Raw genomic sequence first — 20752 nt, forward strand, 5'->3', positions numbered from 1 at the left:
GTCAGGCGGTCTCGACCGCCGTGTCGCCGCGCCCGCCCCATTCGGCCCAACTGCCGTCATAGAGCTGCGACGGCCGGCCCAGCACGGCCAGGCCGAGGCTGAGGATGGCGGCGGTGACGCCCGAGCCGCAGGTGGTGATTACGGGTCGGTCGAGGTCCAGGCCGGCTGCGCGGAAGGCGACTTCCAGTTCGGCCCCGCGCTTCATGGTCCCGTCGGCCTTCAGCACGCCGGGGAAGGGGAGGTTCAGCGCCCCCGGCATGTGGCCGGACCTCAGTCCCGCCCGCGGCTCGGCGGCGCGCCCGGCGAAACGGTCTGCCGCCCGCGCGTCCAGCACCTGCACACCCTCCGTCGCCGCCGCACGCACCGTCTCGACATTCGCCACGCCCTCCTCGTCCAGCCGGGCTTCGAAGGCGCCTGGCGCCGGTCCGGCCGCCTCGCCGCTCTCCACCGGCCGGCCCTCGGCCCGCCACTTCGGCAGGCCGCCGTCCAGCACATGGACGCGTTGGGCCCCCATCACCGTCAGCATCCACCAGACGCGCGCCGCCGACCGGATCCCGACGGTGTCGTAGACGACGATCCGATCGTCGTTCGACAGCCCCAGCGCGCTCATCCGCGCCCCGAACGTCGTCGCATCCGGCAGCATGTGGGGGAGGGGGCTCGTCTGGTCCGAACTGGCCTCCAGATCAAAGAAGACCGCGCCGGGAATCCGCGCCGCCTCGAAGTCCGGGCGTCCATCGCGCCCGTCCAAATGCCAGCTGGCGTCGACGATCCTCAGATCAGGCGCGCCGATTCGGGCGGCAAGGTCTTCGGTGGAGATCAGGGCGTCGGTCATGCCCCATCCTAGCATCGTCACGGCCTCAGGCGCGCGACAGGCCCAGTTGAACCACGTTGATGCGGCCGACCCGGAACCCGGCTTCACAATACGCGAGGTAGAACCGCCACAGCCGACGGAAGCGCTCGTCAAAGCCGCTCATACGCCGGATGTCGTCCCAGGCGCCCTGGAAGCGCTCGTCCCACTGCTTGAGAGTTTCGGCGTAGTCGAGACCGAAACGCTGCAGTTCGCCCCAGGCCAGCCCGGCCTCGGAAACAACCGGCTCCAGCGCCTTCTCCGACGGCAGCATGCCGCCGGGGAAGATGTATTTCTGGATGAAGTCCGTGCGCTTCGAGGCCCCGCGATAGACCTGATCGTCGATGGTGATGATCTGCAGGCCGGCCCGTCCGCCGGGGACCAGAACCTCGTGGATCTTGGCGAAATAGGCCGGCCAATATTCCAGCCCCACAGCCTCGAACATCTCGATCGAGGCGACCCGGTCGAACCGGCCTTTGACGTCGCGATAGTCGATCAACTGGATGCCCGCCCGTTCGGCCAGGCCGGCGTTGAACAGCCGCTGGCGGGCGAAGTCGTACTGCTCGCGCGAGATGGTGATGCCGGTGACCTTGGCGCCGATCTCCTTGGCGGCGAACTCTGCGAATCCACCCCAGCCGCACCCGATTTCCAGCACCGATTGGCCCGACTGCAGGTCCATGGTGCGGGCCAGGGCGGCGTATTTCTCGCGCTGCGCCGCCTCTAACGCCATGCCGGCCTGGCTGAACCGTGCCGAGGAATAGGTCATCGAGGGGTCGAGCCAGGCGGAGTAGAAGGCGTTGCCCAGGTCATAGTGGGCGTGGATGTTCTTCTTCGAACCCTCGCGGCTGTTCCGGTTCAAGCGGTGCTGCATCCAGTGCACCGCCTTCATCACCGGATTGCCTTCGACCAGACGCCGGATGTGGCCATGGTTGCTGACCAGCACCTCCAACAGGGCGGCCAGATGGGGCGTCTCCCATTCGCCGGCCATATAGCCCTCGGCGAAACCGATATCGCCCGAGGCCAGGACACGTCGGGCGAAGCGATAGTCCTTGATGTCGAGGATGGCCGACAGGCCGGGCTCGCGGCCCTCGAGGTGATGGGCCTCGCCGTTGGGCAGCAGCACCGTGAGGCGCCCGACCGTCCAGTTCATGGCCAGAAGTCGCAACAGCAAGCCGAACCCGCGATGGGCGCGGGGTGTTGCCGCGTGGCGCTCGGCTGTGACCGACGTCATGGTGAAGATGTTGGGTAGAGCGGGGCCGGGCGTCAATCCCCGGTGAAGGTTCGGCGAACGGTATTCGCCTCGCCCGGCGGCGGTGGCCATGGGCCGAAACGGCGTGGTAGCTTGCACTCCACCGAGTCCGGCGCCACCTGATCGCCGCAGAAGTGCGGCATTGGCCGCGCGCCCCAGCCGCAATTCCGGGAATCACGCCGTGTCCAAGCCGAACGCCATCATCGACATCAAGGACGGCCTGAAGCGCCCCGTCAGCATCGGCGGCGGCCAGCGCATCGTCTTCATCGCCGGCCCGTGCCAGCTGGAAAGCCGCGAGCACGCGCTGGAAATGGCCCACGCGCTCAAGGAGATCGGCGAGCGCCTGAACGTCGGCATCATCTACAAGACCAGCTTCGACAAGGCGAACCGGACCTCGGCCAGCGCCGCCCGCGGCTTCGGCCTCGAGGGTTCGCTGCCGATCTTCGCCGAGATTCGCGAGAGCGTCGGCCTGCCGGTGCTGACGGACGTCCATACTGAGGAGCAGTGCGCCATCGCCGCCCAGGTCGTGGACGTGCTGCAGATCCCGGCCTTCTTGAGCCGCCAGACCGACCTGCTGCTGGCCGCCGCCGCCACCGGCAAGGCGATCAACATCAAGAAGGGCCAGTTCCTGGCTCCTTGGGACATGAAGAACGTCATCGCCAAGGTCGTGGGCGCCGGCAATCCCAACGTCATGGCCTGCGAGCGCGGCGCCAGCTTCGGCTACAACGCCCTGGTCAGCGACATGCGGGCCCTGCCGGTGCTGCGCGACATCGGCTGCCCGGTCGTGTTCGACGCCACCCATAGTGTTCAACAGCCGGGCGGGCAGGGCACCTCCTCGGGCGGCCAGCGCGAGTTCGTGCCGGTCCTGGCCCGCGCGGCTGTGGCCGTGGGCGTCGACGCCGTCTTCATGGAGACCCACCAGGATCCGGATCACGCCCCGTCGGACGGCCCGAACATGGTGCCGCTCGATCAGTTCGAGGCCCTGGCCGCCGACCTCATCGCCTATGACGACCTGTCGAAGGCGCGGATGGCGAAGGCCGCCTGAATCCTCTAGTTCGGTTGCATGGCTGAACGGACGCTCGATCTCGGACAACTGCAGGCTCTGCTGGAGCGCGTGCGCGGACTGAAGGTCGCCTGCGTCGGCGACCTGATGCTCGACCGCTACGTCTATGGCGAGGTCAGCCGCATCTCGCCCGAAGCGCCGATTCCCGTGCTGCGCACCCGTCGACGCACCGCCATGCCCGGCGGCGTCGGCAATGTTGCGCGCAACGTGGCGGCCTTGGGCGGCATGGCCCGCCTGGGCGCCCTGGCCGGACAGGACGCGGCCGGCGACGAGCTCGCCGCGCTGATCGCCGCCGAACCCGGCGTCGAGGACGCCGTCGAGCGCCGGGCCGGCGTCAACACCATCGTCAAGACCCGCTTCGTGGCCGCCGGCCAGCAGCTGTTGCGCCAGGACGAGGAGGAGGCCTCGCTCCTCGCGACGGAAACCGACGCCTTTACCGGCGCTTCGGTCTATCTGCTCTCGGACTACGCCAAGGGTGTGGTGAGCGATCTGGTCATCGCCCAGGCCCTCAATACCGCAGCCACGTCAGGCGCGCCGGTGATTGTAGATCCCAAGGGCCGCGACTTCGCCCGCTACGGCGCCGTCGATCTGATCAAGCCGAACGCCAGCGAACTGGCCGGCGCCACGGGACTGCCGGTCGACACCGACGCCGAGGTCGAGATCGCCCTTAAGGCCCTGCTCGACGCCACCACGGCCAAGGCCATCGTCGTCACCCGCGCCGGGAAGGGCATGAGCCTCATGCGCCGCGGCGGCTCGGCGAAGCATTTCCCCGGCCGGGCCCGAGAGGTCTTCGACGTCTCCGGCGCCGGCGACACCGGTCTGGCGGCGCTTGGCCTGGCGCTCGGGGCCGGCGCGTCGCTGGAGACGGCGGTCGAGTTCGCCATCCTCGCCTCGGGCGTGGTGGTCGGAAAGGCGGGTACAGCCGTGGTCAGCCCAGCGGAGCTGATCGACGCCGAGATGAGCCAGCACGCCGCAGGGGCCCACGCCAAGGTCATGCCGCTGGACGAACTGGCCCACGTGGTCGAGGGCTGGAAGCATCAGGGCCTCAAGGTCGGCTTCACCAACGGCTGTTTCGACATCCTGCACCGCGGCCACGTGGCCTATCTGGCCCAGGCGCGCAGCTGGTGCGACCGGCTGGTGGTGGCGCTGAACACGGACTCCTCGGTGCGCCGCCTGAAGGGCGAAGGCCGCCCGATCAATGATCTGGACAGCCGCGCTGTCGTCATCGGCGGCCTCGTCAGTGTCGATCGCGTCACCAGCTTCGACGAACCGACCCCGCTGTCCTTGATCAAGCGCCTGCGGCCCGACGTGCTGATCAAGGGCGCCGATTATACCCGCGAGGGCGTCGTCGGCGGCGATCTGGTAGAGAGCTGGGGCGGCGAGGTGAAGCTGGCGACCTTTGAGGACGGCTTCTCCACCACCCGCACCATCGAGAAGATGAAGGACAGTTGATGGCTCGCCGCATGATCGTGGTCACCGGCGGCGCCGGCTTCATCGGCTCCAACATCGTCGCCCGCCTGTGCGCAGAGGGGCGGCGCGACGTCGTCGTATGCGACCGCATGGAGTCGGCCGCGCTCGGTAAGTGGAAGAACCTCGCCAAGCACCCGATCGCCGACTTCTGGCAGCCGGAGGAGCTGTTCGAACAGCTCGAACGTCACGCCGATCGGGTCGAGGCCATCATCCACATGGGCGCCATTTCCTCGACGACAGAGGCCGACGCCGACCTGATCATGCGCACCAATTTCAGCCTGTCGCGCGACCTGTGGGACTGGTGCGTGCTGCGCGACGCGCGGCTGATCTACGCCTCATCGGCGGCCACCTATGGCGACGGGCTTGAGGGGTTCGAGGACGACGACAGCCTGGGCGGTCTGACGGCCCTGCGCCCGCTGAACGCCTACGGTTACTCGAAATACCTGTTCGACCAATACGCCGCCAAACAGGCTGAAGAAGGCCAGGCGCCGAGCCAGTGGGCGGGCCTGAAGTTCTTCAACGTCTACGGGCCGAACGAGTACCACAAGGGCGGTATGAAGTCGGTCGTGGCCCAGATCTGGCCCAAGGTCGCGGCCGGCGAGCCGGTCACCCTGTTCCGCTCGCATAACCCGAATTACGCCGACGGCGGCCAACTGCGCGACTTTGTCTTTGTGGACGACGTGGTCGACATCATCAACTGGCTGCTCGAGACGCCTGACGTGTCCGGCGTGTTCAACGCCGGTTCGGGTCAGGCGCGCTCCTTCCTCGATCTGGCCCACGCCACTTTCGCCGCCGCCGGCAAGGAGCCCAGGGTCGAATACGTCGACACCCCGGAGAGCATCCGCGACAAGTACCAGTACTTCACCGAGGCCCGCATGGAGCGGATCCGCGCCGCCGGCTTCGGCGGGCAGTCGACGCCGCTCGAAGAAGGCGTGCGTCGCTACGTGCAGAACTTCCTTTCCGGCGCGGATCCCTATCGATGAAGCGGCCGCAGCTGAGCGCACGGCAGTGGGCCGGCTGGATCGGCGTCTTCCTGGTCTTCGTCCTGACCGTGGCCCTGGCCATCTGGCGTGGCGACATCCTCAAGGCCGGCCTCGACCCGCAGGTCCCGTTCCAGACCTATACGCCGCCGCCTGCGCCGGACTACGCCCGCCCCGAAGCCTGGGCGATGAGCGAAACGCGCATCACGGATTCCGGCCCGGCGGCGGTCTTCTTCGTGCACTCCACGACCTATGACGGCGGACGCCACTGGAACGGCCCGATCGGCGATCGCCGCGCGGACGCCTGGCTGCGCCGCGTTGTTCTGCCGAACTACGCCGGTCCCTTCGCGCGGGTCGGCGCGATCAGCGCCCCGCGCTACCGCCAGGGGAGCCTCTACACCCGTCTGACCCTGCGCGAGGACGCCCGCGAGGCCCGCGCCTTCGCCTGGGGCGATGTCGAGACGGCGTTCGACGTCTGGCTGGCCCGTCATCCAGACGGCCCGATCGTACTGGCAGGAGTCGAGCAGGGCGGCGATCTGGTCGAACGGTTGGTGCGGGAGCGGATTGCGCCTGACGCCGATCTGCGCCGCCGTTTGGTCTCCGCCTATCTGATGGACGTCATCGCCCCCGCCAACGGCCTGTCGCCCCAGGTCCCGGCCTGCACCCAGCGCGATCAGACCGGTTGTGTGGTGGGCTGGTCGCCTGTGAGCGAGAGCAATGACGGCGCGGCCCGACGACGGCTGCGGCGCGCCCTGGTGTGGGACGAACGCGGCCGACTGGTCGAACTCGGGGACCGCCAGCCCGTATGCGTGAACCCCGTCACCGGCAGCACCTCGACCGAGCCGGTGGACGCCCGTCACAGCCGCGGCGCGACCAATGCGACCGGGCTTGAGTGGGGCGCGCGCCCGGCGCTGCTCGCACGCGAAATCGCGACCCGGTGCCGGGAGGGCCTGCTTCGGCACACCAACCCCAAACAGGAATCCTTCCGCGCATCTGGCAGCTGGGCGGAGCGAAGAAAATCCCGGCCATACAATCTGTTCTATGGCGATATTGAAGCAGATGTGGAAGCGCGGCTGAGCGCCTGGAAGGCGGCCAACCCGAGCTAGTCGATGCCGGGGCGATCGTTACGCCAGTCGAACAAGGCCTCAAGCACCTTCACCGCTTCGCCACGCGGGCTGGTCAGGTCGGGATCGCGACCCAACACCAGGCGCGCGTCGTCCGCCGCCGCCAGCATCAGTCCCTTGTGCCGGATCGGGTCGGCGAAACGATAGGCCGGGAAACCGCTCTGCTTCAGCCCCAGCGGATCGCCGCCGCCGCGCAGGCGGAAATCCTCTTCGGCGATTTCGAAGCCGTCCTCGGTGCGCCGCAGGGTCTCCAGCCGCGTCTTGGCCGTCTCTCCGAGCCCGTCGTCGCCGCCGCCGTAGAGCAGCAGGCAAGTCGAAGCCTTGGCCCCGCGCCCCACTCGGCCGCGCAGCTGGTGCAGCTGGGCCAGGCCGAAGCGGTCGGCGTGTTCGATGACCATGATCGAGGCGTTGGGCACGTCGACGCCGACCTCGACCACCGTCGTCGCCACCAGGACTTGGGTCCGCCCGTCCGCGAAATCCGCCATCACCGCCTCGCGCTCGGCGCCGGGCATCTGGCCATGCGCCAGGCCGACTTCGATCTGCAGCAGGCGGCGCAGGTCCGCCGCCCGGGCCTCGGCCGCCGCCAGATCGATCGCCTCGCTCTCGGCCACCAGCGGGCAGATCCAGTAGGCTTGCGCCCCGCAATCCACCGCCGACTTCAGCCGCTTGGCGACTTCGCCGATACGCGCCAGCGGCAGAACAGCCGTCGTCACCGGCGTCCGGCCCGGCGGCTTCTCGGTCAGCCGGGACACTTCCAGCTCGCCGTACTGGGTCAGCTCCAGCGTACGAGGGATCGGCGTCGCCGACATGGTCAGCAGGTGCACGCCGCCGGTGCGCGGATCGCCCTTGGCCTGCAGCCTCTGGCGCTCATTGACGCCGAACCGATGCTGCTCGTCGATCACCGCCAGAGCCAGCTTGTCGAAGCGGACAGCGTCCTGGAACAGGGCGTGCGTGCCGATCGCCACCTGGGCCTCGCCCGAGGCCAGGGCCGCCAGCCGCGCGCGACGCTCCGCCGGCGTGTCCCGTCCGGTCAGAAGCACGGTCGTCACGCCGGCCGCCTCCAGCAAGGGCGTCAGCCGCTGCCAGTGCTGGCGCGCCAGGATCTCGGTCGGCGCCATCAGGGCGCCCTGGAAGCCGGAAGCCGCCGCGTCGGCCAGCGCCATCGCGGCCACCGCCGTCTTGCCGGAGCCGACGTCACCTTGGAGCAGCCGGCCCATTTGCTCGCCCGAAGACAGGTCGCGGCGAATCTCGGCGATGGCCTGGGCCTGGGCGCCGGTCAGGGCGAAGGGCAGGGCGCCCAGCAGCCGCTCCGCCGTCTCGCCGGCATGGATCACCGGCGCCGGCGTGATCTGCCGCGCCCGACGACGGCGGGCGAGGGCCAACTGGTGAGCCAGCAGCTCATCGAAGGCCAGCCGCTGCCGGGCGGGCGCGTCCGGCTCCAGGTCGCGCTCGCCCTCGGGCGCATGCAGGGCCTCCAGCGCCTCGCGCCAGCCGACCCAGCCCTGCTTCGCCTTCCAGGCCGGATCCTGCCACTCCGGCAGTTCAGGCGCGGAGGGCAGGGCGGCGCGCACCAGCTTGCGCATCACCCGTGAAGTCAGGCCCTGGGTCTGCGGATACACCGGCTCGACCGCGGCGACCTCATCCGCCTCCTCGGGCTTGAACACGTCCGGGTGGACGATCTGCACCTCGTTGTTGAAGCGCTCGACCTTGCCGGAGACCAGTCTCGTCTGCCCCTTGGGCAGCAGCCGGTCGATGTGCTGGCCCGAACCTCCAAACCAGATCAGGTGCACGAAGCCGGTGGGATCGGTGGCCCTCACCTTGATCGGCACGCCGGGTCGGTTGGGGACGATCAGGCGATCGATCACCACCTCAAAGATCCCGACCTGGCCCTCGACCGCATCGGCCGCCGTCATCGGTCGTCGCACCACCACGCCCGACGGCGACAGGAACAGCAGGTCGCGCACCAGCGGCCCGGCCAGCTTCTGGACGAGCGGCAGCACCTTGGGCCCGACGCCCTTCAGCCCCGAGACCTCGGCGAACAGCGGAAAGAGAATCTGCGGCCGCATGGACGCACAGCATAGCTGGCGGAAACGGATAGGGAACGCTATCTGAGCGCCGCTGTTCAAACTGACCGACCGGGCAAGGAACCTTGTGGCCGATATCGACGCACGCCTGAACGAAACCGCCGACCGCGAACGGCTGGGCCGGATCGTCTTCCGCGCCTGGCGCCGTGGCTTCCGCGAGGCCGACCTCGTGCTCGGCCCGTTCGCCGAACAGGTCGGCCCGTCCCTGTCGGATCAGGAACTCAGTGATTTGGAGGCGCTGTTGGCGCAGGACGACGACCATCAGATCTACGCCTGGATCATCGGCACGACGGAGACCCCCGCCACGCACGAAACGCCGGTGATGGCCAAGATCCGCGCCTTCATGGCCGAGCACGTCGCCGCCGTCGTCGCCGATGGGGCCGGCTGATGGATGTGTCCGTGAAGCGCACCGATCAGGAACTGGGCGGAGCCCCCGAAGGCCTCGACGCCCTTACCGTCGCCGAACGCCTCAAGGCCGACGGCGGCCTCGGCGTCTTCGTGGCCCGCGACTACGCCCGCATGGGCGAGTTCGTGCAGGCCTTCCGGTTCTTCGCCGGGGACATTGAACTGGTTGAGTTTCCAGCTTGGGATTGTCTGCCCTACGACCGCCTGAGTCCGACCTCGTCGGTCTCGGCCGAACGGATGGCGGCCCTGACCCGTCTGGCCCAGCGAGCCGACGACGACCGCAAGCCCTTGCTGGTGGTGACCACCATCGGCGCCGCTATGCAGCGCACGCCGCCGCGTGAGGTGACCTGCGGCGCCGGCTTCGAAACCATGGTCGGCCTCGATCTCGATACGGCGGCCCTGGAGCTCTATTTCGGCGCCAACGGCTACGTCAGGGCCTCGACCGTCTCGGAGCGCGGCGAGTTCGCCGTGCGCGGCGGGGTCATCGACGCCTTCCCGCCGGGCTTCGCCGAACCGGTCCGCCTCGACATGTTCGGCTCGGAACTGGAGTCCATCCGCACCTTCGACCCGGCCACCCAGCGCTCGACCGGCCAGCTTCGGGACGTCTCATTGGCCCCGGTGTCCGAAGCCCTGCTGACGCCGGACGCCATTTCGCGCTTCCGCACCGGCTATCTGAACCTGTTCGGCGCCCCGGGCGACGATCCGCTCTACGCCACCATCAGCGAAGGCGCGCGCCGTCAGGGCATGGAGCACTGGTTGCCGCTCTTCTACGAGCGGCTCGAGACCCTGTTCGACTATCTGCCGGACGACGCCCGCCTGTTCCTGGACAACCAGGTCGAGGCCGCCCGCGGCGAACGCTGGACCCTGACCAAGGACGCCTACGACGCCCGCCGCGACGCCTCGCTGGGCAAGGGCGGCGCCGCCTGGCGCGCCCTGCCGCCGCAGCGGCTGTATCTCGAACAAGGCGACTGGAACTCCGCCCTGGCTGGCCGCTGGGTGCGGCGCATGACGCCCTTCCACGGGCCCGGCGAAGACGCCGGCGGTCGGCTCGGCCGCAGCTTCGCTGCCGAGCGCGCGCAGGACAGCGTCAATCTGTTCGAGTCGGTCGCCCGCCACGCCGAGACGCTGAAGGGCGCCGGCAAGCGCGTCCTGTTCGCCTCCTGGACCGAGGGCTCGTCCGAACGCCTGGCCTCGATGCTGGCCGACCACGGACTGGAGCACGTCGTCGCCGTGCGCGACTGGGCCGATGTCCAGAAGGCGCCCAAGGACATCTACCTGCGCGGCGTCCTGCCGGTGGAGCACGGCTTCGAGACCGATGCGGTCGCCGTCATCTCCGAGACCGACATCCTCGGCGACCGCCTGGCCCGTCCGAAGAAGAAGCGCCGGGCGTCGAACTTCCTCGCCGAGGCCTCGGCCCTGACGACGGGCGACCTGGTCGTCCACCTCGACCACGGCATCGGCCGCTACGAGGGGCTGAAGACGCTTGAGATCCAGGAGGCGCCGCACGACTGCCTGGAGCTGATGTACGCCGGCGAGAGCAAGCTCTACCTACCGGTCGAGAACATCGACCTGCTGACCCGCTACGGCAGCGACACCGACGGCGCGCAGCTGGACCGGCTCGGCGGCGCCGGCTGGCAGGCACGCAAGGCCAAGGCCAAGCAGCGCCTGCGCGACATGGCCGAGGGCCTGATCGCGCTGGCCGCCAAGCGCTCCCTGCGCACCTCTGAGTCCATCACCCCGCCGCACGGGCTGTTCGACGAGTTCTGCGCCCGCTTCCCGTACGAGGAGACGGACGACCAGCTCAACGCCATCGGCGACGTGCTGGAGGACCTCGGCAAGGGTACGCCGATGGATCGCCTGATCTGCGGCGACGTCGGATTCGGCAAGACCGAGGTGGCCCTGCGCGCCGCCTTTGTGGTGGCCATGAGCGGCCAGCAGGTCGCCGTCGTCTGCCCGACGACCCTGCTGGCCCGCCAGCATTTCAAGACCTTCTCGGAGCGCTTCGCCGGCTGGCCGATCACGGTCCGCCACCTCTCGCGCATGGTCACCGCCAAAGACGCCGCCGAGACCCGCGCGGGCCTTAAGGACGGGACGTTCGAGATCGTCGTCGGCACCCATGCGGTGCTCAGCGAACAGGTTGGGTTCAAGGACCTGGGCCTGGTGATCGTCGACGAGGAGCAGCACTTCGGGGTCAAGCACAAGGAGAAGCTCAAGTCGCTTCGCGCTGACGTGCACCTGCTGACCCTGACCGCCACCCCCATCCCGCGAACCCTGCAGATGGCGCTGTCCGGCATCCGCGAGATGTCGATCATCGCCACCCCGCCGGTCGATCGCCTGGCGGTGCGGACCTACGTCACGCCGTGGGATCCGGTGCTGGTCCGCGAGGCCTTGCTGCGCGAGAAATACCGCGGCGGCCAGGCCTACTATGTCGTGCCGCGCCTCAGCGACCTGCCGGACATCGAGAAATTCCTCCGCGAGCAGGTGCCGGAGATCAAATTCGTCGTCGGCCACGGCCAGATGTCGCCGACCCAGCTGGAAGACGTGATGAGCGCCTTCTACGACGGCACCTATGACCTGCTGCTGTCGACCACCATCGTCGAGAGCGGCCTGGACGTGCCGACGGCCAACACCCTGATCGTGCACAAGGCCGACATGTTCGGCCTGGCCCAGCTGCACCAGATCCGCGGCCGCATCGGCCGGGCCAAGGCCCGCGCCTTCGCCTATCTGACGACCGATCCGAAGCGGCCGCTCTCGCTGTCGTCCGAGCGGCGGCTGCAGGTGCTGCAGTCGCTCGACAACCTGGGCGCTGGCTTCCAGCTGGCTAGCCACGACCTCGACCAGCGCGGCGGCGGCAACCTGCTCGGCGACGAACAGTCGGGCCACATTCGCGAGGTCGGCGTCGAGCTGTACCAGCAGATGCTCGAGGACGCCGTAGCCGAGCTGCGCCAGGCAGGCGAGGGCGGGGTCGTCGACCGCGGCTGGTCGCCGGCCATCAATGTCGGGGCCGCCGTCCTGATTCCAGAGGATTACGTCCCGGACCTCAACGTCCGCCTCAGTCTCTATCGCCGCCTCTCGGATGCCGAGAACAACGAATCCCGCGAAGCCCTGGCCGCCGAGCTTATCGACCGGTTCGGTCCGCTGCCGGACGAGGCCAAGCAGCTGTTGCGCATCGTCGGCATCAAGGCGAACTGCAAGACCGCCTCCATCGAACGCATCGATGTCGGGCCCAAGGGCGCCGTCCTGACCCTGCGTGACAACATCTTCCCGAACCCGATGGGCCTGGTCGGCCTGATCCAGAAGAACCACGCCTTCTGGAAGCTGCGGCCAGATCAGAAGATCGTCGTGAAGGGGGAGTGGGACACGCCCGAAGACCGGCTAAAGGTCGCCGAGCGCATCACCGCCGATCTGGCGCGGGTGGCGGGGGCCGGCTAGTCGCAGCCCGGCGCGACAGTGTCGAAGCGCTCATCCCACCAGCTCTGCCAGCGGGCCTTCAGCTCCGCGAGCTCGGCGTCCGACTGGCCGTAGGTGGTCAGGGTGATCATGGTCGAGCCGCGTGGGCGCTTGTTGTTGACCGGGCTGTCCAGCACCACCAGCAGGCCGTCGCCCCAGCCATCGACGGTGACGCCGATCTGGTGCCGGGCCGTGAACCACACCTGGCCCGAGGCGTCCGCGTCGGGGCCCAGCGGCATCGACCACGGCTCGCCCTTGGCCGGGGCGGCGTCGAGGCCGAGCAGCGAGCGGCCCAGCTGATCGGCATGCGGCGGGCCCGAGAAAAACAGCGTCCGGCGCGCCTGACCCGGATGACGGGCGAAGGCGAAGGCCAGTTGCCAGGTGAAGGAGATCCAGCCCTCGATCATGCCGTCGAAGACATTGTCCCAGTCGGTGTCCGCCGGGGCAGAGCGAACGACCCGCACCATGCAGGCGCCGTCGCCTACGGCCTCAATCTCATAGCGGTCGTTGACGCCCGGGAAGCTGACCACGCGGTTCGCCTCGTCGGCCACGGCGTTGGCTACGAAGATGTAGTCGATTTCGTCATCGAGGCTGTCGGTCTCCCAGCCGAACCACTGCTTGATCTTGGGCGGATCGCGCAGCGCCTCCCAGACCAGGTCGGCGGGGGCCGGGACGGTGACCTCGACGAGGACCCGGTCCTTCATCGGCTTGTCGGCGGCTTCGGTCATGACGGGCCTCAGTTCTTGGTGACGGCGGGTTTGGGAACCGCCGGATGGGCGGCGGCGGTGAGGCGGTAGCGCCGCCCCTCGGGGGCGGCGTATCGGCGGGCGAGGGCGGCGACAGCGGCCGTCGCTTCTTCGGTGAAGGCGTCGAAGTCGGCGGGCGTGGCGAAGCTGAGATCGGCCTCGACGGTCAGGGTCAGCAGGCGCGAGCCCTCGGCTTCAGCCGCCTGACGCATCCGGGCCACGTCGCGGACGAGGGTCGAGGCGGTCTGGATCAGATGGTCGGCTGCGTGCCGGTCCTGGGCCTCGACCGCCTCCGGATCCCGCGGCGGCTGCAGCAGGGCTGGGTCGAGCACATAGCGGTCGGCGGCGGTGAACAGCCGCTCGGTGAAGCCGCGCTTCTTCCGCTCGCCGGCCGGCTGGATCAGACCCGCGGCCTCGAGGGCGCGCAGGTGGTGGCCGATCTTCTGCCGCGGCATGCCCAGCTTCTCGGCCAGCCCGGCGGCGGAGGTCGGTTCGTCCAGCGCAGACAGGATCGCGCGACGGATCGGCGCCAGGGCGAGCAGGGCGGTGTCGAGGTCGTCGAGCAGGACCGAGGGTGCGGCGGGCATGGCCGGACCGTGCATTAGACAAATCAGATTGTCAAATGGCTTCAGACCGGCGAGCGGACGTCCTTCGAGGCTCGCTCGAGCACCGTCGCCGGCGATTCGCCGGGCCCGACCTCGGCCACGCCGACCTCGAACTCGACCACGAACGGGGTCCGGTCCGGGCCCGCGTCGAAGGCGGTGCAGCCGATCACTGCAGCGATGCGGTCGGCGGCGATGCGACCGGCCGGCCCCTTCGTCGCGGGCAGGGCAAGGGCGAAGACGTCGGACGACAGGCGCGCGGCCGTGTCCTCGGTGCGGATCAGTCGGGAGACCATGGCCCCGATCTGCGGCAGCGCGCGATCCAGCCAACCGGTCTTGCGGGCCTCGGACACCGCCCCGGTCTCGGAGACCTTCAGCACCACGACCGACAGCGGCCGCCGCCGCAGTCGCGCGCCCTCGGCCACCCGCGCCAGATGGCTGGCGAACAGCTCGGGGGTGAACAGGCCGGTGGCCGGATCGGTCAGGCCCGAACCGCGCGCGCTCTCCAGCGTCCGGCGGATCGTCAGGTGCCGGCGATGATGCTTGGCCAGAGCGACGATGCGGTCGGCGGTCTCGTCCTCCGGCGTATCGGCCGCAGCGACGTCGGCGAAGCCGCGATTGTACAGCTCGGCCAGGTTGATCTCGGCGGAACCACGAAGATAGAGCACCGCCGGGATGTGATAGAGGCGGGTGTTCCGCTTCATGCCCGAGGCGATCGACAGGGCCGGCGCATGGTCCTCGGCGCCCCACAAGACGGCGGCGTCGAACGGGCGTTCGTGCAGGTAGTCGAAGGCGGTGTAGGGCGTAGGCGCCGCCACCACTTCGCAGCCGCGCTCCTGCAGGGCGTTCGACAGGGCGAGGAAATGCCGGTCCGGCTTGCCCGCGGCCAGCACGCGCAGCGGCGCCGTCTCGGCGGCGGAGGGGGTCAGGGGCTCGCCGCGCGACGCGAAGGTCGCTTCGCGCAGGGAGACCTCCTCTTCGGCGATAGCTGCGCGGACCAGATTCTCGAGACGCAGCGCCGCCTGGGCGGCGTGCGGCGGGCCAGAGCTGGCGATGTCGGCCAGGCCCGGGGTCCAGTCGCCGGCGTCCGGCCCGATGGCCAGGATCGGCAGACGGCGCGGCGTGACTGTCTGGCGCAGGGCCTCAATGCTGCCGGTCGGATCGGGGATGCGGGAATCGACGATGGCGGCCTCGAGCGGCCAGTCGATCAGGACCTGCACCGCCCCGGCCAGCGACCGGGCGGTGACCGTCCGCCACCCCAACGCATCGAGCCCCTGACACAGGGAGCCGATCAGGTCGTCGTCAGGTGCGACGACCAGAATGCGCGGGTCGGAGGTCAAGAACGAAGTCTCCATTCGCACCCCAGCCCGGGCGCGACATCGGGCGGGGACCATAGCGACGGTCGCCAGCCCGAAGCAACTGGGCGCGGCAACTGTGCGACGTCCTTTTCCGCGGCGAGAATTAGGGTAAAGGGGAGGACGTCGAGGGCGGTTGTGGGCACCGGGTTGCAGGCTGGAACGAACATCGAGGGCGCCGTGCGCTGGGCCATGCCGAAGCTGTGGGGGCGACTCGCTGTCAAGGCGTTCACGCGCAGCTGGGGCCGCGACGTGATGCTCTACACCGGCGGGGTCTCCTTCTTCGCCCTGCTGGCCGTCTTCCCGGCGATCGCCATCCTGATCGGCTTCTACAAGGCCGGCCTGTCCATTACCGAGGTCAACGCCCAGGCCGCCGCCCTGGCCGACGTCATGCCGGCCGCGGCCCGGTCGATCTTCCTGGCCGAGATCGAACGTCTCGCCAACGCACCGGCCAGCGCTGTTTCGGCCCAAAGCGCCTTCGCCCTGATCATCGGCGGCTACGCAGCACACAGGGGATTCAAGGCCCTGCTGGCCGGACTGAACCTGATCCACGATGAGACCGAGCCGCACGGCTTCCTGAAGTTCAACCTGCTGGCCTTCTTCGTCGCCCTGTTCGCCTTCGCCCTGTTCACCGTGGTCTCGGGCGCCGTGGTCACCTCGCGCCTGATCGAGCACGCCGGCGCCGCCGCACCGGCGGCCCGCAGCGGCGTGGACCTTGTGGGTCTTTGGCCTGCGCTGGGGCTCGGCCTGGGGCTGACCATGTTGTACCGTTACGCCATGTCGCACCGCACGCCGGTGGCCTGGGTTCCAGCCATCACTGGCGGCGTGGTCGCCATGGTGCTGTCGACGGTCTCGTCCTGGCTGTGCGCCATCTATGTCGAGCAGATCGCACCACTGGGGGCCACCTACGGCTCGGTCGGCGCCGTGGTCGTGCTGCTGATCTGGCTGTCGTGGAACGTCAACGCCATCTTCTACGGCGGCGCCTTCGCCACCGAGATGGAGATCCTCGCCCGCTCCGCCGGTGCGCCGGATCTGAAGCCGGCGGACCCGCTGCCCGAATCGGTCGTCAGCCTGTCGGAGCGCCGGGCGTCTCGATCTCGATAGTCAGGACGCCGTCGGCCTCGGTCACGGACAGCACCTGCCCGCCGACGCCGGCCAGCAGATGCGGCACGTCGATTCGCGCCATCGGATCGGTCGCGAGCAGGGTCAATCGGGTCGCGGGACCGGCCTCCCGCATCGCCTTCTGAAGCCTCAGGGTCGGGGTCGGGCAGCGATGCCCGCGCGCATCGACGATCATGCCGCGATCACCCGGCCGAGCAGCAGACGCAAGGCCATCCTCACGCTCTCCAGCCGCACCGCCTCGCGTCCAATGTCGCCGAAGCGCTGCTCGATGTGGACCACGCCGGACGGTCCGGCCGCGGCGAAGTGAACGAGGCCCACAGGCTTGTCCGGCGAGCCGCCGCCCGGGCCGGCAATGCCCGTGACCGAGACCGAGACCTGGGCGGCGGAGTTCGCCACCGCACCCTGGGCCATGGCTCGGGCGACCGGCTCCGAGACCGCGCCGTGGGCCTCAATTAGGGTCGCCGGAACGCCGACGAGGTCGCTCTTGGCGGCATTGCTGTAGGTGACGAAGCCGCGGTCCACGACAGCGGATGATCCGGCGATTGCGGTCAGGGCGCCGGAGACCAGCCCACCGGTGCAGCTCTCGGCCGTGGCGATCATCAGGCCCTTGGCGTCGGCGGTCCGGATCACCTCGCGGGCGAGGCTGTCGATGTCGTCGGGAAACATGCGGACGGGGGCTTTCCGAAGCAGCGGCGAGTCGCTCTAGTGATGGTGTTCGCCGAAATGGCGGCGCCAGCATACGGGGCGGGCATGACGGACACCACCGGCGACACGGCGATGGCGGAACGACCCGCTGACCGACTGACCCCGATCCTGTTCGCGGTCGCCATCTTCACCTCAGCGTCCCTGGTCTTCGTCGTCCAGCCGATGGTGACCAAGCTGGTCCTGCCGATGCTGGGCGGGTCGCCGTCGGTCTGGAACACTTCCATGGTGTTCTTCCAGGCCGCGCTTCTGGCGGGGTACGGCTACGCCCATGGGCTGCAGCGGATCGGCTCGCTCCGCGTCCAGGTCGGGGTGCATCTCGCCTTGCTCCTGCTCGCCGCCCTGTTCCTCCCGCTGCACATCAACGGTCTGTTGGGCGAGCCGAACCCGGCGGCGCCGATCGGCTGGCTGCTGGCCACCCTTGCGCTTTCGGTCGGCGCGCCCTTCGCCGTTCTGTCCGCCACGGCGCCGCTGCTTCAAGCCTGGTACGCACGCGTTCGCGCCGGCTACCCGGACGGCCAGAACCCCTATGTCCTCTACGCCGCTTCCAACCTCGGCAGCTTCCTGGCCCTGCTGTCCTATCCGATCCTGATCGAGCCGCTCACGACCCTGACCGGCCAGATGTTCGGCTGGACCGGGGGCTATGCCGCCTTCGTCCTGATGGTCGCGGGCCTGGCCTTCATCGTCTGGCGTCGTCGCTTCGATCAGGCGACCGCCGAGCCGGCCGCCCTCGAAGCCAGCGCCCCGATCGCCTGGCGCGAAAAGCTGATCTGGGTGCTGCTCGCCGCGGCGCCGTCCAGCCTGATGCTGGGGGTGACCGCCCACCTGTCGACCGATGTCGCTTCGGCGCCGTTCCTGTGGGTCATCCCGCTGGCGCTCTACTTGCTGACCTTCGTCATCGCCTTCCAGGACCGGCCGTGGGTCCCGCTGCCGGTGACCCTGGTGATCCAGGCGGCGCTGGGCGCGATCTGCGTCCTCGTCGTCGCCTTCCGCACCCTCGACATCCGTGTCGCCTTCGTCATTCACATCCTGGCCTTCTTCTTCGCCGCCCTGATGTGCCACCAGACCCTGGCGGCGCGGCGGCCGCCGCCGGACCGGCTGACGGAATTCTATCTGCTTCTGTCCCTCGGCGGCGTCGTCGGCGGCGCCTTCACGGCGCTGCTGGCCCCGGTCATCTTCAACATGGTTTGGGAGTATCCGCTGGTGCTGGTCCTCGTCGGACTGGCGCGCCCCTGGGACCGTCGCCGCCTGCGGGGCGAGGAGATCGGGGCCCTCGTCGCCGCCGCGATCCTCTCCGGCGGTGCCGCCCTGCTTTCGTGGTGGATGACCGCTGATCCCGACGCCTGGGCCCGCCTCTGGGGGGCCTTCCCCGTGATGCAGCTGGACGGTCTGTGCCTCGTCATCCTCACTCCGGCCGTCATCTGCGCCTTCCTCCTGCGCGACCGGGCGCTGGCCTTCACCGCCATCCTGGCGATGGTCGCGCTGTCGTCCCAGTTCGTGGCGCGCGGCTATGACTACAGCTTCTCGGAGCGCAGCTTCTTCGGTGTGATGCGAGTGGCCAACCAGCCCGATCCGGCGATGGGCGGCGACGTCCATGTGCTGATGCACGGCACGACACTCCACGGCTCCCAGGCGCGCGCCTCGAGCAACGATTGCCAGCCGACCCTCTACTACAATCCGCTCACCCCGATCGGGCAGTCCGCGGAGATCGTCCAGGCCCGCGGCCCGGCCAACATCGGCGTGGTCGGCCAAGGCTCCGGCGCCATGGCCGCCTACAAGCGGGCCGAAGACACCATGACCTATTTCGAGATCGATCCGGCGGTGAACCGGATGTCCCGCGATCCGAAGTGGTTCACCTATATTTCGCACTGCGCGGCCGGCGAGATCCGGACTGTCCTGGGTGATGCGCGGCTCACCCTCGCCAAGGAACAGCCGGGCTCCTACGACCTGCTGATCATCGACGCCTTCTCATCGGACGCGGTGCCGACGCACTTGCTCACGGTCGAGGCCATCGAAGGCTATCTGCGCCTGCTCAAGCCGAACGGCGTGGTGCTGCTGCACCTGTCCAACCGGAACCTCGAGATCGTCCTGCCGAGCATCGCGGCGGCGCACAGCCTGGGCAAGCCGAGCCTCCACGGCCTCTATGTCGAGGACAATTCCCTGCCGGCGATGGAAGTCGCCTCGACCGAGGCGGTGATCATTTCGCCGACGCCGGAAGGTCTCGCGGATTTCAGCGGACAGCGGAACTGGTCCTCGACGCCGGTGACGAGCGTTCGCCCCTGGACAGACGATTACGTCAACCTGTTCGGCGCCTTGTGGCGGGCCTTCCGGCCGCCACCGGAACGGCCCTAGGCCGGCAGTTCGACCGAGGCGACCGCCTGGGCCGCCAGGCCCTCGCCGCGGCCGGTGAAGCCCATGGCCTCAGTCGTCGTCGCCTTGACGCTGACGGCGTCCAGCGGAAGCGACAGCAGCTCCGCCAAGCGCTCGCGCATCGCCTGACGGTGCGGCTTCACCTTGGGTCGTTCGCAGATCAGGGTGACGTCGACATTGACCAGCCGTCCGCCGCGGGCGTGCAACCGTTCGACGGCGTGGATCAGGAAGCGATCCGAAGACGCGCCCTTCCACTGCGGATCGGTCGGCGGGAAGTGATCGCCGATGTCGCCGTCGCCCATGGCGCCGAGAATGGCGTCGGTCAGGGCATGCAGGCCCGCGTCGGCGTCCGAATGGCCGATCAGGGTCTGGTCGTGCGGGATCTCGACGCCGCACAGCCAGACCGACGATCCCGGACCCCAGCGGTGGGCGTCGAAGCCCTGGCCGATGCGGGTGCGACGGGGAACCAGCGCTTCGGCCATGGCGAAATCCTCGGGGTAGGTGAGCTTCAGCAGGCGGGCGTCGCCCTCGACAATGCGAACGCGCCCCCCGGCGCGCTGGACCACGGTCGCTTCGTCGGTGGCGGCCTCGCCCTCGGGCCAGGCGGCGTAGGCGTCACGAATGGTCGACAGGCGGAAGGCCTGCGGCGTCTGAGCCCGCCAAAGCGACTCGCGATCGACAGGCTCGGCCAGTCGACCCTCGACGCCGCGGCGCAGGCTGTCGGCGACGGGCAGGGCGGGCAGGGCGCCGTCGGCGTCCGAGAGGGCTTCGAGCGTCCGCCCGATCACCGCCGCAGAAAGCAGCGGGCGGGCCGCATCGTGGATGAGCACGGGCCGATCGCCGGGGCCGCCCAGGGCGTTCAGGCCGTTTCGGACCGAGTCTGCGCGCGTTGCGCCGCCCGAGGCGAGCCGCCATCCGGCGAGCCCGTTCAGGGCGCTGTCAGCCTCGGCTTCGGAGCCCGGCGAGATGACCACGACCACATCCTCGGCCCCCGCCTGCAGCAGGGCCTCGACGGACCAGCGGACCACTGGCTTGCCGCCGAGGCCGCGCCACTGCTTGGCGCCGCCGGAGCGGGATCCGGATCCGGCGGCGACGACGACGGCGGCGAAGGCGGGGAGGGAAGAAGGCATCCTCGGCCTTCTAATCGCCGCGGTTGCGCTTGACGAGAGCGGCTGACGGCGAC

17 protein-coding genes are annotated in these 20752 nt (G+C 69.4%); 8 read left to right on the forward strand and 9 right to left on the reverse strand.

Annotated features, from left to right (window positions below):
- Nucleotide 1: 1 nt before the first annotated feature.
- Together sseA and ASC65_RS03785 are read right to left on the reverse strand one after the other, a co-directional pair.
- Complete coding sequence (gene sseA, locus ASC65_RS03780) at nt 2-832, reverse strand: 3-mercaptopyruvate sulfurtransferase (RefSeq protein ID WP_056449673.1); 831 nt, start codon at nt 830-832, stop codon at nt 2-4.
- Nucleotides 833-857: 25 nt separating this feature from the next.
- On the reverse strand, nt 858-2078 hold the full coding sequence (locus ASC65_RS03785; protein WP_056449675.1) for an SAM-dependent methyltransferase: 1221 nt from the start codon (nt 2076-2078) through the stop codon (nt 858-860).
- Between the two features lie 199 nt (nt 2079-2277).
- On the opposite strand from ASC65_RS03785, the gene kdsA reads away from it, so the two are divergent.
- From kdsA to ASC65_RS03805, 4 genes are read left to right on the forward strand one after another with little or no spacing between them, the layout of a single operon-like run.
- On the forward strand, nt 2278-3141 hold the full coding sequence (kdsA, locus tag ASC65_RS03790) for a 3-deoxy-8-phosphooctulonate synthase (RefSeq protein ID WP_235561384.1): 864 nt from the start codon (nt 2278-2280) through the stop codon (nt 3139-3141).
- An 18-nt stretch (nt 3142-3159) separates the two neighbouring features.
- Nucleotides 3160-4611 (forward strand): D-glycero-beta-D-manno-heptose 1-phosphate adenylyltransferase, encoded by a 1452-nt coding sequence (gene rfaE2 / locus ASC65_RS03795; protein ID WP_056449677.1) that lies wholly within the window; start codon nt 3160-3162, stop codon nt 4609-4611.
- Nucleotides 4611-5612 carry an ADP-glyceromanno-heptose 6-epimerase gene (gene rfaD / locus ASC65_RS03800; protein ID WP_056449679.1) on the forward strand — a complete coding sequence of 334 codons (1002 nt, stop codon included), beginning with the start codon at nt 4611-4613 and terminating at the stop codon, nt 5610-5612. Before rfaE2 ends, rfaD begins: the two co-directional genes overlap by 1 nt.
- Nucleotides 5609-6715, forward strand: coding sequence for a DUF3089 domain-containing protein (locus ASC65_RS03805; RefSeq protein WP_056449680.1), 1107 nt, complete (start codon nt 5609-5611; stop codon nt 6713-6715). The genes rfaD and ASC65_RS03805 overlap by 4 nt, the downstream gene beginning before the upstream one ends.
- On the opposite strand, the gene recG is transcribed toward ASC65_RS03805, so the two are convergent.
- Nucleotides 6712-8799, reverse strand: a complete 2088-nt coding sequence (recG, locus tag ASC65_RS03810) for an ATP-dependent DNA helicase RecG (RefSeq protein ID WP_056449682.1) — start codon at nt 8797-8799, stop codon at nt 6712-6714. The two genes, ASC65_RS03805 and recG, sit on opposite strands and share 4 nt — an antisense overlap.
- 85 nt (nt 8800-8884) lie before the next feature.
- On the opposite strand from recG, the gene ASC65_RS03815 reads away from it, so the two are divergent.
- Both ASC65_RS03815 and mfd read left to right on the forward strand, forming a co-directional pair.
- A complete protein-coding gene (locus tag ASC65_RS03815; RefSeq protein ID WP_056449684.1) occupies nt 8885-9205 on the forward strand; it encodes an FAD assembly factor SdhE in 321 nt (106 codons plus the stop codon).
- Between the two features lie 11 nt (nt 9206-9216).
- A complete protein-coding gene (mfd, locus tag ASC65_RS03820) occupies nt 9217-12654 on the forward strand; it encodes a transcription-repair coupling factor (protein WP_442854115.1) in 3438 nt (1145 codons plus the stop codon).
- On the opposite strand, the gene ASC65_RS03825 is transcribed toward mfd, so the two are convergent.
- Genes ASC65_RS03825 through ASC65_RS03835 form a run of 3 tightly spaced genes read right to left on the reverse strand, consistent with a single transcriptional unit; the run spans nt 12651 to nt 15360 of the window.
- Entirely contained in the window at nt 12651-13400 is a 750-nt protein-coding gene (locus ASC65_RS03825; RefSeq protein ID WP_056449688.1) for an SRPBCC family protein, read from the reverse strand. The genes mfd and ASC65_RS03825 overlap by 4 nt on opposite strands.
- A gap of 8 nt (nt 13401-13408) precedes the next feature.
- Nucleotides 13409-14005 carry an ArsR/SmtB family transcription factor gene (locus ASC65_RS03830; protein WP_162245657.1) on the reverse strand — a complete coding sequence of 199 codons (597 nt, stop codon included), beginning with the start codon at nt 14003-14005 and terminating at the stop codon, nt 13409-13411.
- Nucleotides 14006-14046: 41 nt separating this feature from the next.
- Nucleotides 14047-15360 (reverse strand): diguanylate cyclase domain-containing protein, encoded by a 1314-nt coding sequence (locus tag ASC65_RS03835; protein ID WP_200939780.1) that lies wholly within the window; start codon nt 15358-15360, stop codon nt 14047-14049.
- A 207-nt stretch (nt 15361-15567) separates the two neighbouring features.
- Between ASC65_RS03835 and ASC65_RS03840 the strand changes: the two genes are divergently transcribed.
- A complete protein-coding gene (locus tag ASC65_RS03840; protein WP_056450431.1) occupies nt 15568-16479 on the forward strand; it encodes a YihY/virulence factor BrkB family protein in 912 nt (303 codons plus the stop codon).
- Here the strand turns inward: ASC65_RS03840 and ASC65_RS03845 are convergent.
- Together ASC65_RS03845 and ASC65_RS03850 are read right to left on the reverse strand one after the other, a co-directional pair.
- A complete protein-coding gene (locus tag ASC65_RS03845; RefSeq protein ID WP_056449694.1) occupies nt 16442-16672 on the reverse strand; it encodes a sulfurtransferase TusA family protein in 231 nt (76 codons plus the stop codon). The genes ASC65_RS03840 and ASC65_RS03845 overlap by 38 nt on opposite strands.
- Complete coding sequence (locus ASC65_RS03850; RefSeq protein ID WP_056449696.1) at nt 16669-17163, reverse strand: CinA family protein; 495 nt, start codon at nt 17161-17163, stop codon at nt 16669-16671. The genes ASC65_RS03845 and ASC65_RS03850 overlap by 4 nt, the downstream gene beginning before the upstream one ends.
- Before the next feature lie 84 nt (nt 17164-17247).
- Between ASC65_RS03850 and ASC65_RS03855 the strand changes: the two genes are divergently transcribed.
- Nucleotides 17248-19551 carry a fused MFS/spermidine synthase gene (locus ASC65_RS03855; RefSeq protein WP_056449698.1) on the forward strand — a complete coding sequence of 768 codons (2304 nt, stop codon included), beginning with the start codon at nt 17248-17250 and terminating at the stop codon, nt 19549-19551.
- Here ASC65_RS03855 and ASC65_RS03860 read toward each other — a convergent pair.
- Nucleotides 19548-20699, reverse strand: coding sequence for a bifunctional 2-C-methyl-D-erythritol 4-phosphate cytidylyltransferase/2-C-methyl-D-erythritol 2,4-cyclodiphosphate synthase (locus tag ASC65_RS03860; RefSeq protein WP_056449700.1), 1152 nt, complete (start codon nt 20697-20699; stop codon nt 19548-19550). The two genes, ASC65_RS03855 and ASC65_RS03860, sit on opposite strands and share 4 nt — an antisense overlap.
- Between the last annotated feature and the right edge of the window lie 53 nt (nt 20700-20752).

Source organism: Brevundimonas sp. Root1279 (assembly GCF_001425945.1).
In the GTDB taxonomy this organism is placed as follows: domain Bacteria; phylum Pseudomonadota; class Alphaproteobacteria; order Caulobacterales; family Caulobacteraceae; genus Brevundimonas.

Bases quoted from the DNA above. Each gene is read 5' to 3' on its own strand.
- sseA (WP_056449673.1), bottom strand. From the start codon at position 832: ATGACCGACGCCCTGATCTCCACCGAAGACCTTGCCGCCCGAATCGGC.
- ASC65_RS03785 (WP_056449675.1), bottom strand. From the start codon at position 2,078: ATGACGTCGGTCACAGCCGAGCGCCACGCGGCAACACCCCGCGCCCAT.
- rfaE2 (WP_056449677.1), top strand. From the start codon at position 3,160: ATGGCTGAACGGACGCTCGATCTCGGACAACTGCAGGCTCTGCTGGAG.
- rfaD (WP_056449679.1), top strand. From the start codon at position 4,611: ATGGCTCGCCGCATGATCGTGGTCACCGGCGGCGCCGGCTTCATCGGC.
- ASC65_RS03805 (WP_056449680.1), top strand. From the start codon at position 5,609: ATGAAGCGGCCGCAGCTGAGCGCACGGCAGTGGGCCGGCTGGATCGGC.
- recG (WP_056449682.1), bottom strand. From the start codon at position 8,799: ATGCGGCCGCAGATTCTCTTTCCGCTGTTCGCCGAGGTCTCGGGGCTG.
- ASC65_RS03825 (WP_056449688.1), bottom strand. From the start codon at position 13,400: ATGACCGAAGCCGCCGACAAGCCGATGAAGGACCGGGTCCTCGTCGAG.
- ASC65_RS03830 (WP_162245657.1), bottom strand. From the start codon at position 14,005: ATGCCCGCCGCACCCTCGGTCCTGCTCGACGACCTCGACACCGCCCTG.
- ASC65_RS03840 (WP_056450431.1), top strand. From the start codon at position 15,568: ATGCCGAAGCTGTGGGGGCGACTCGCTGTCAAGGCGTTCACGCGCAGC.
- ASC65_RS03845 (WP_056449694.1), bottom strand. From the start codon at position 16,672: ATGATCGTCGATGCGCGCGGGCATCGCTGCCCGACCCCGACCCTGAGG.
- ASC65_RS03850 (WP_056449696.1), bottom strand. From the start codon at position 17,163: ATGTTTCCCGACGACATCGACAGCCTCGCCCGCGAGGTGATCCGGACC.
- ASC65_RS03855 (WP_056449698.1), top strand. From the start codon at position 17,248: ATGACGGACACCACCGGCGACACGGCGATGGCGGAACGACCCGCTGAC.
- ASC65_RS03860 (WP_056449700.1), bottom strand. From the start codon at position 20,699: ATGCCTTCTTCCCTCCCCGCCTTCGCCGCCGTCGTCGTCGCCGCCGGA.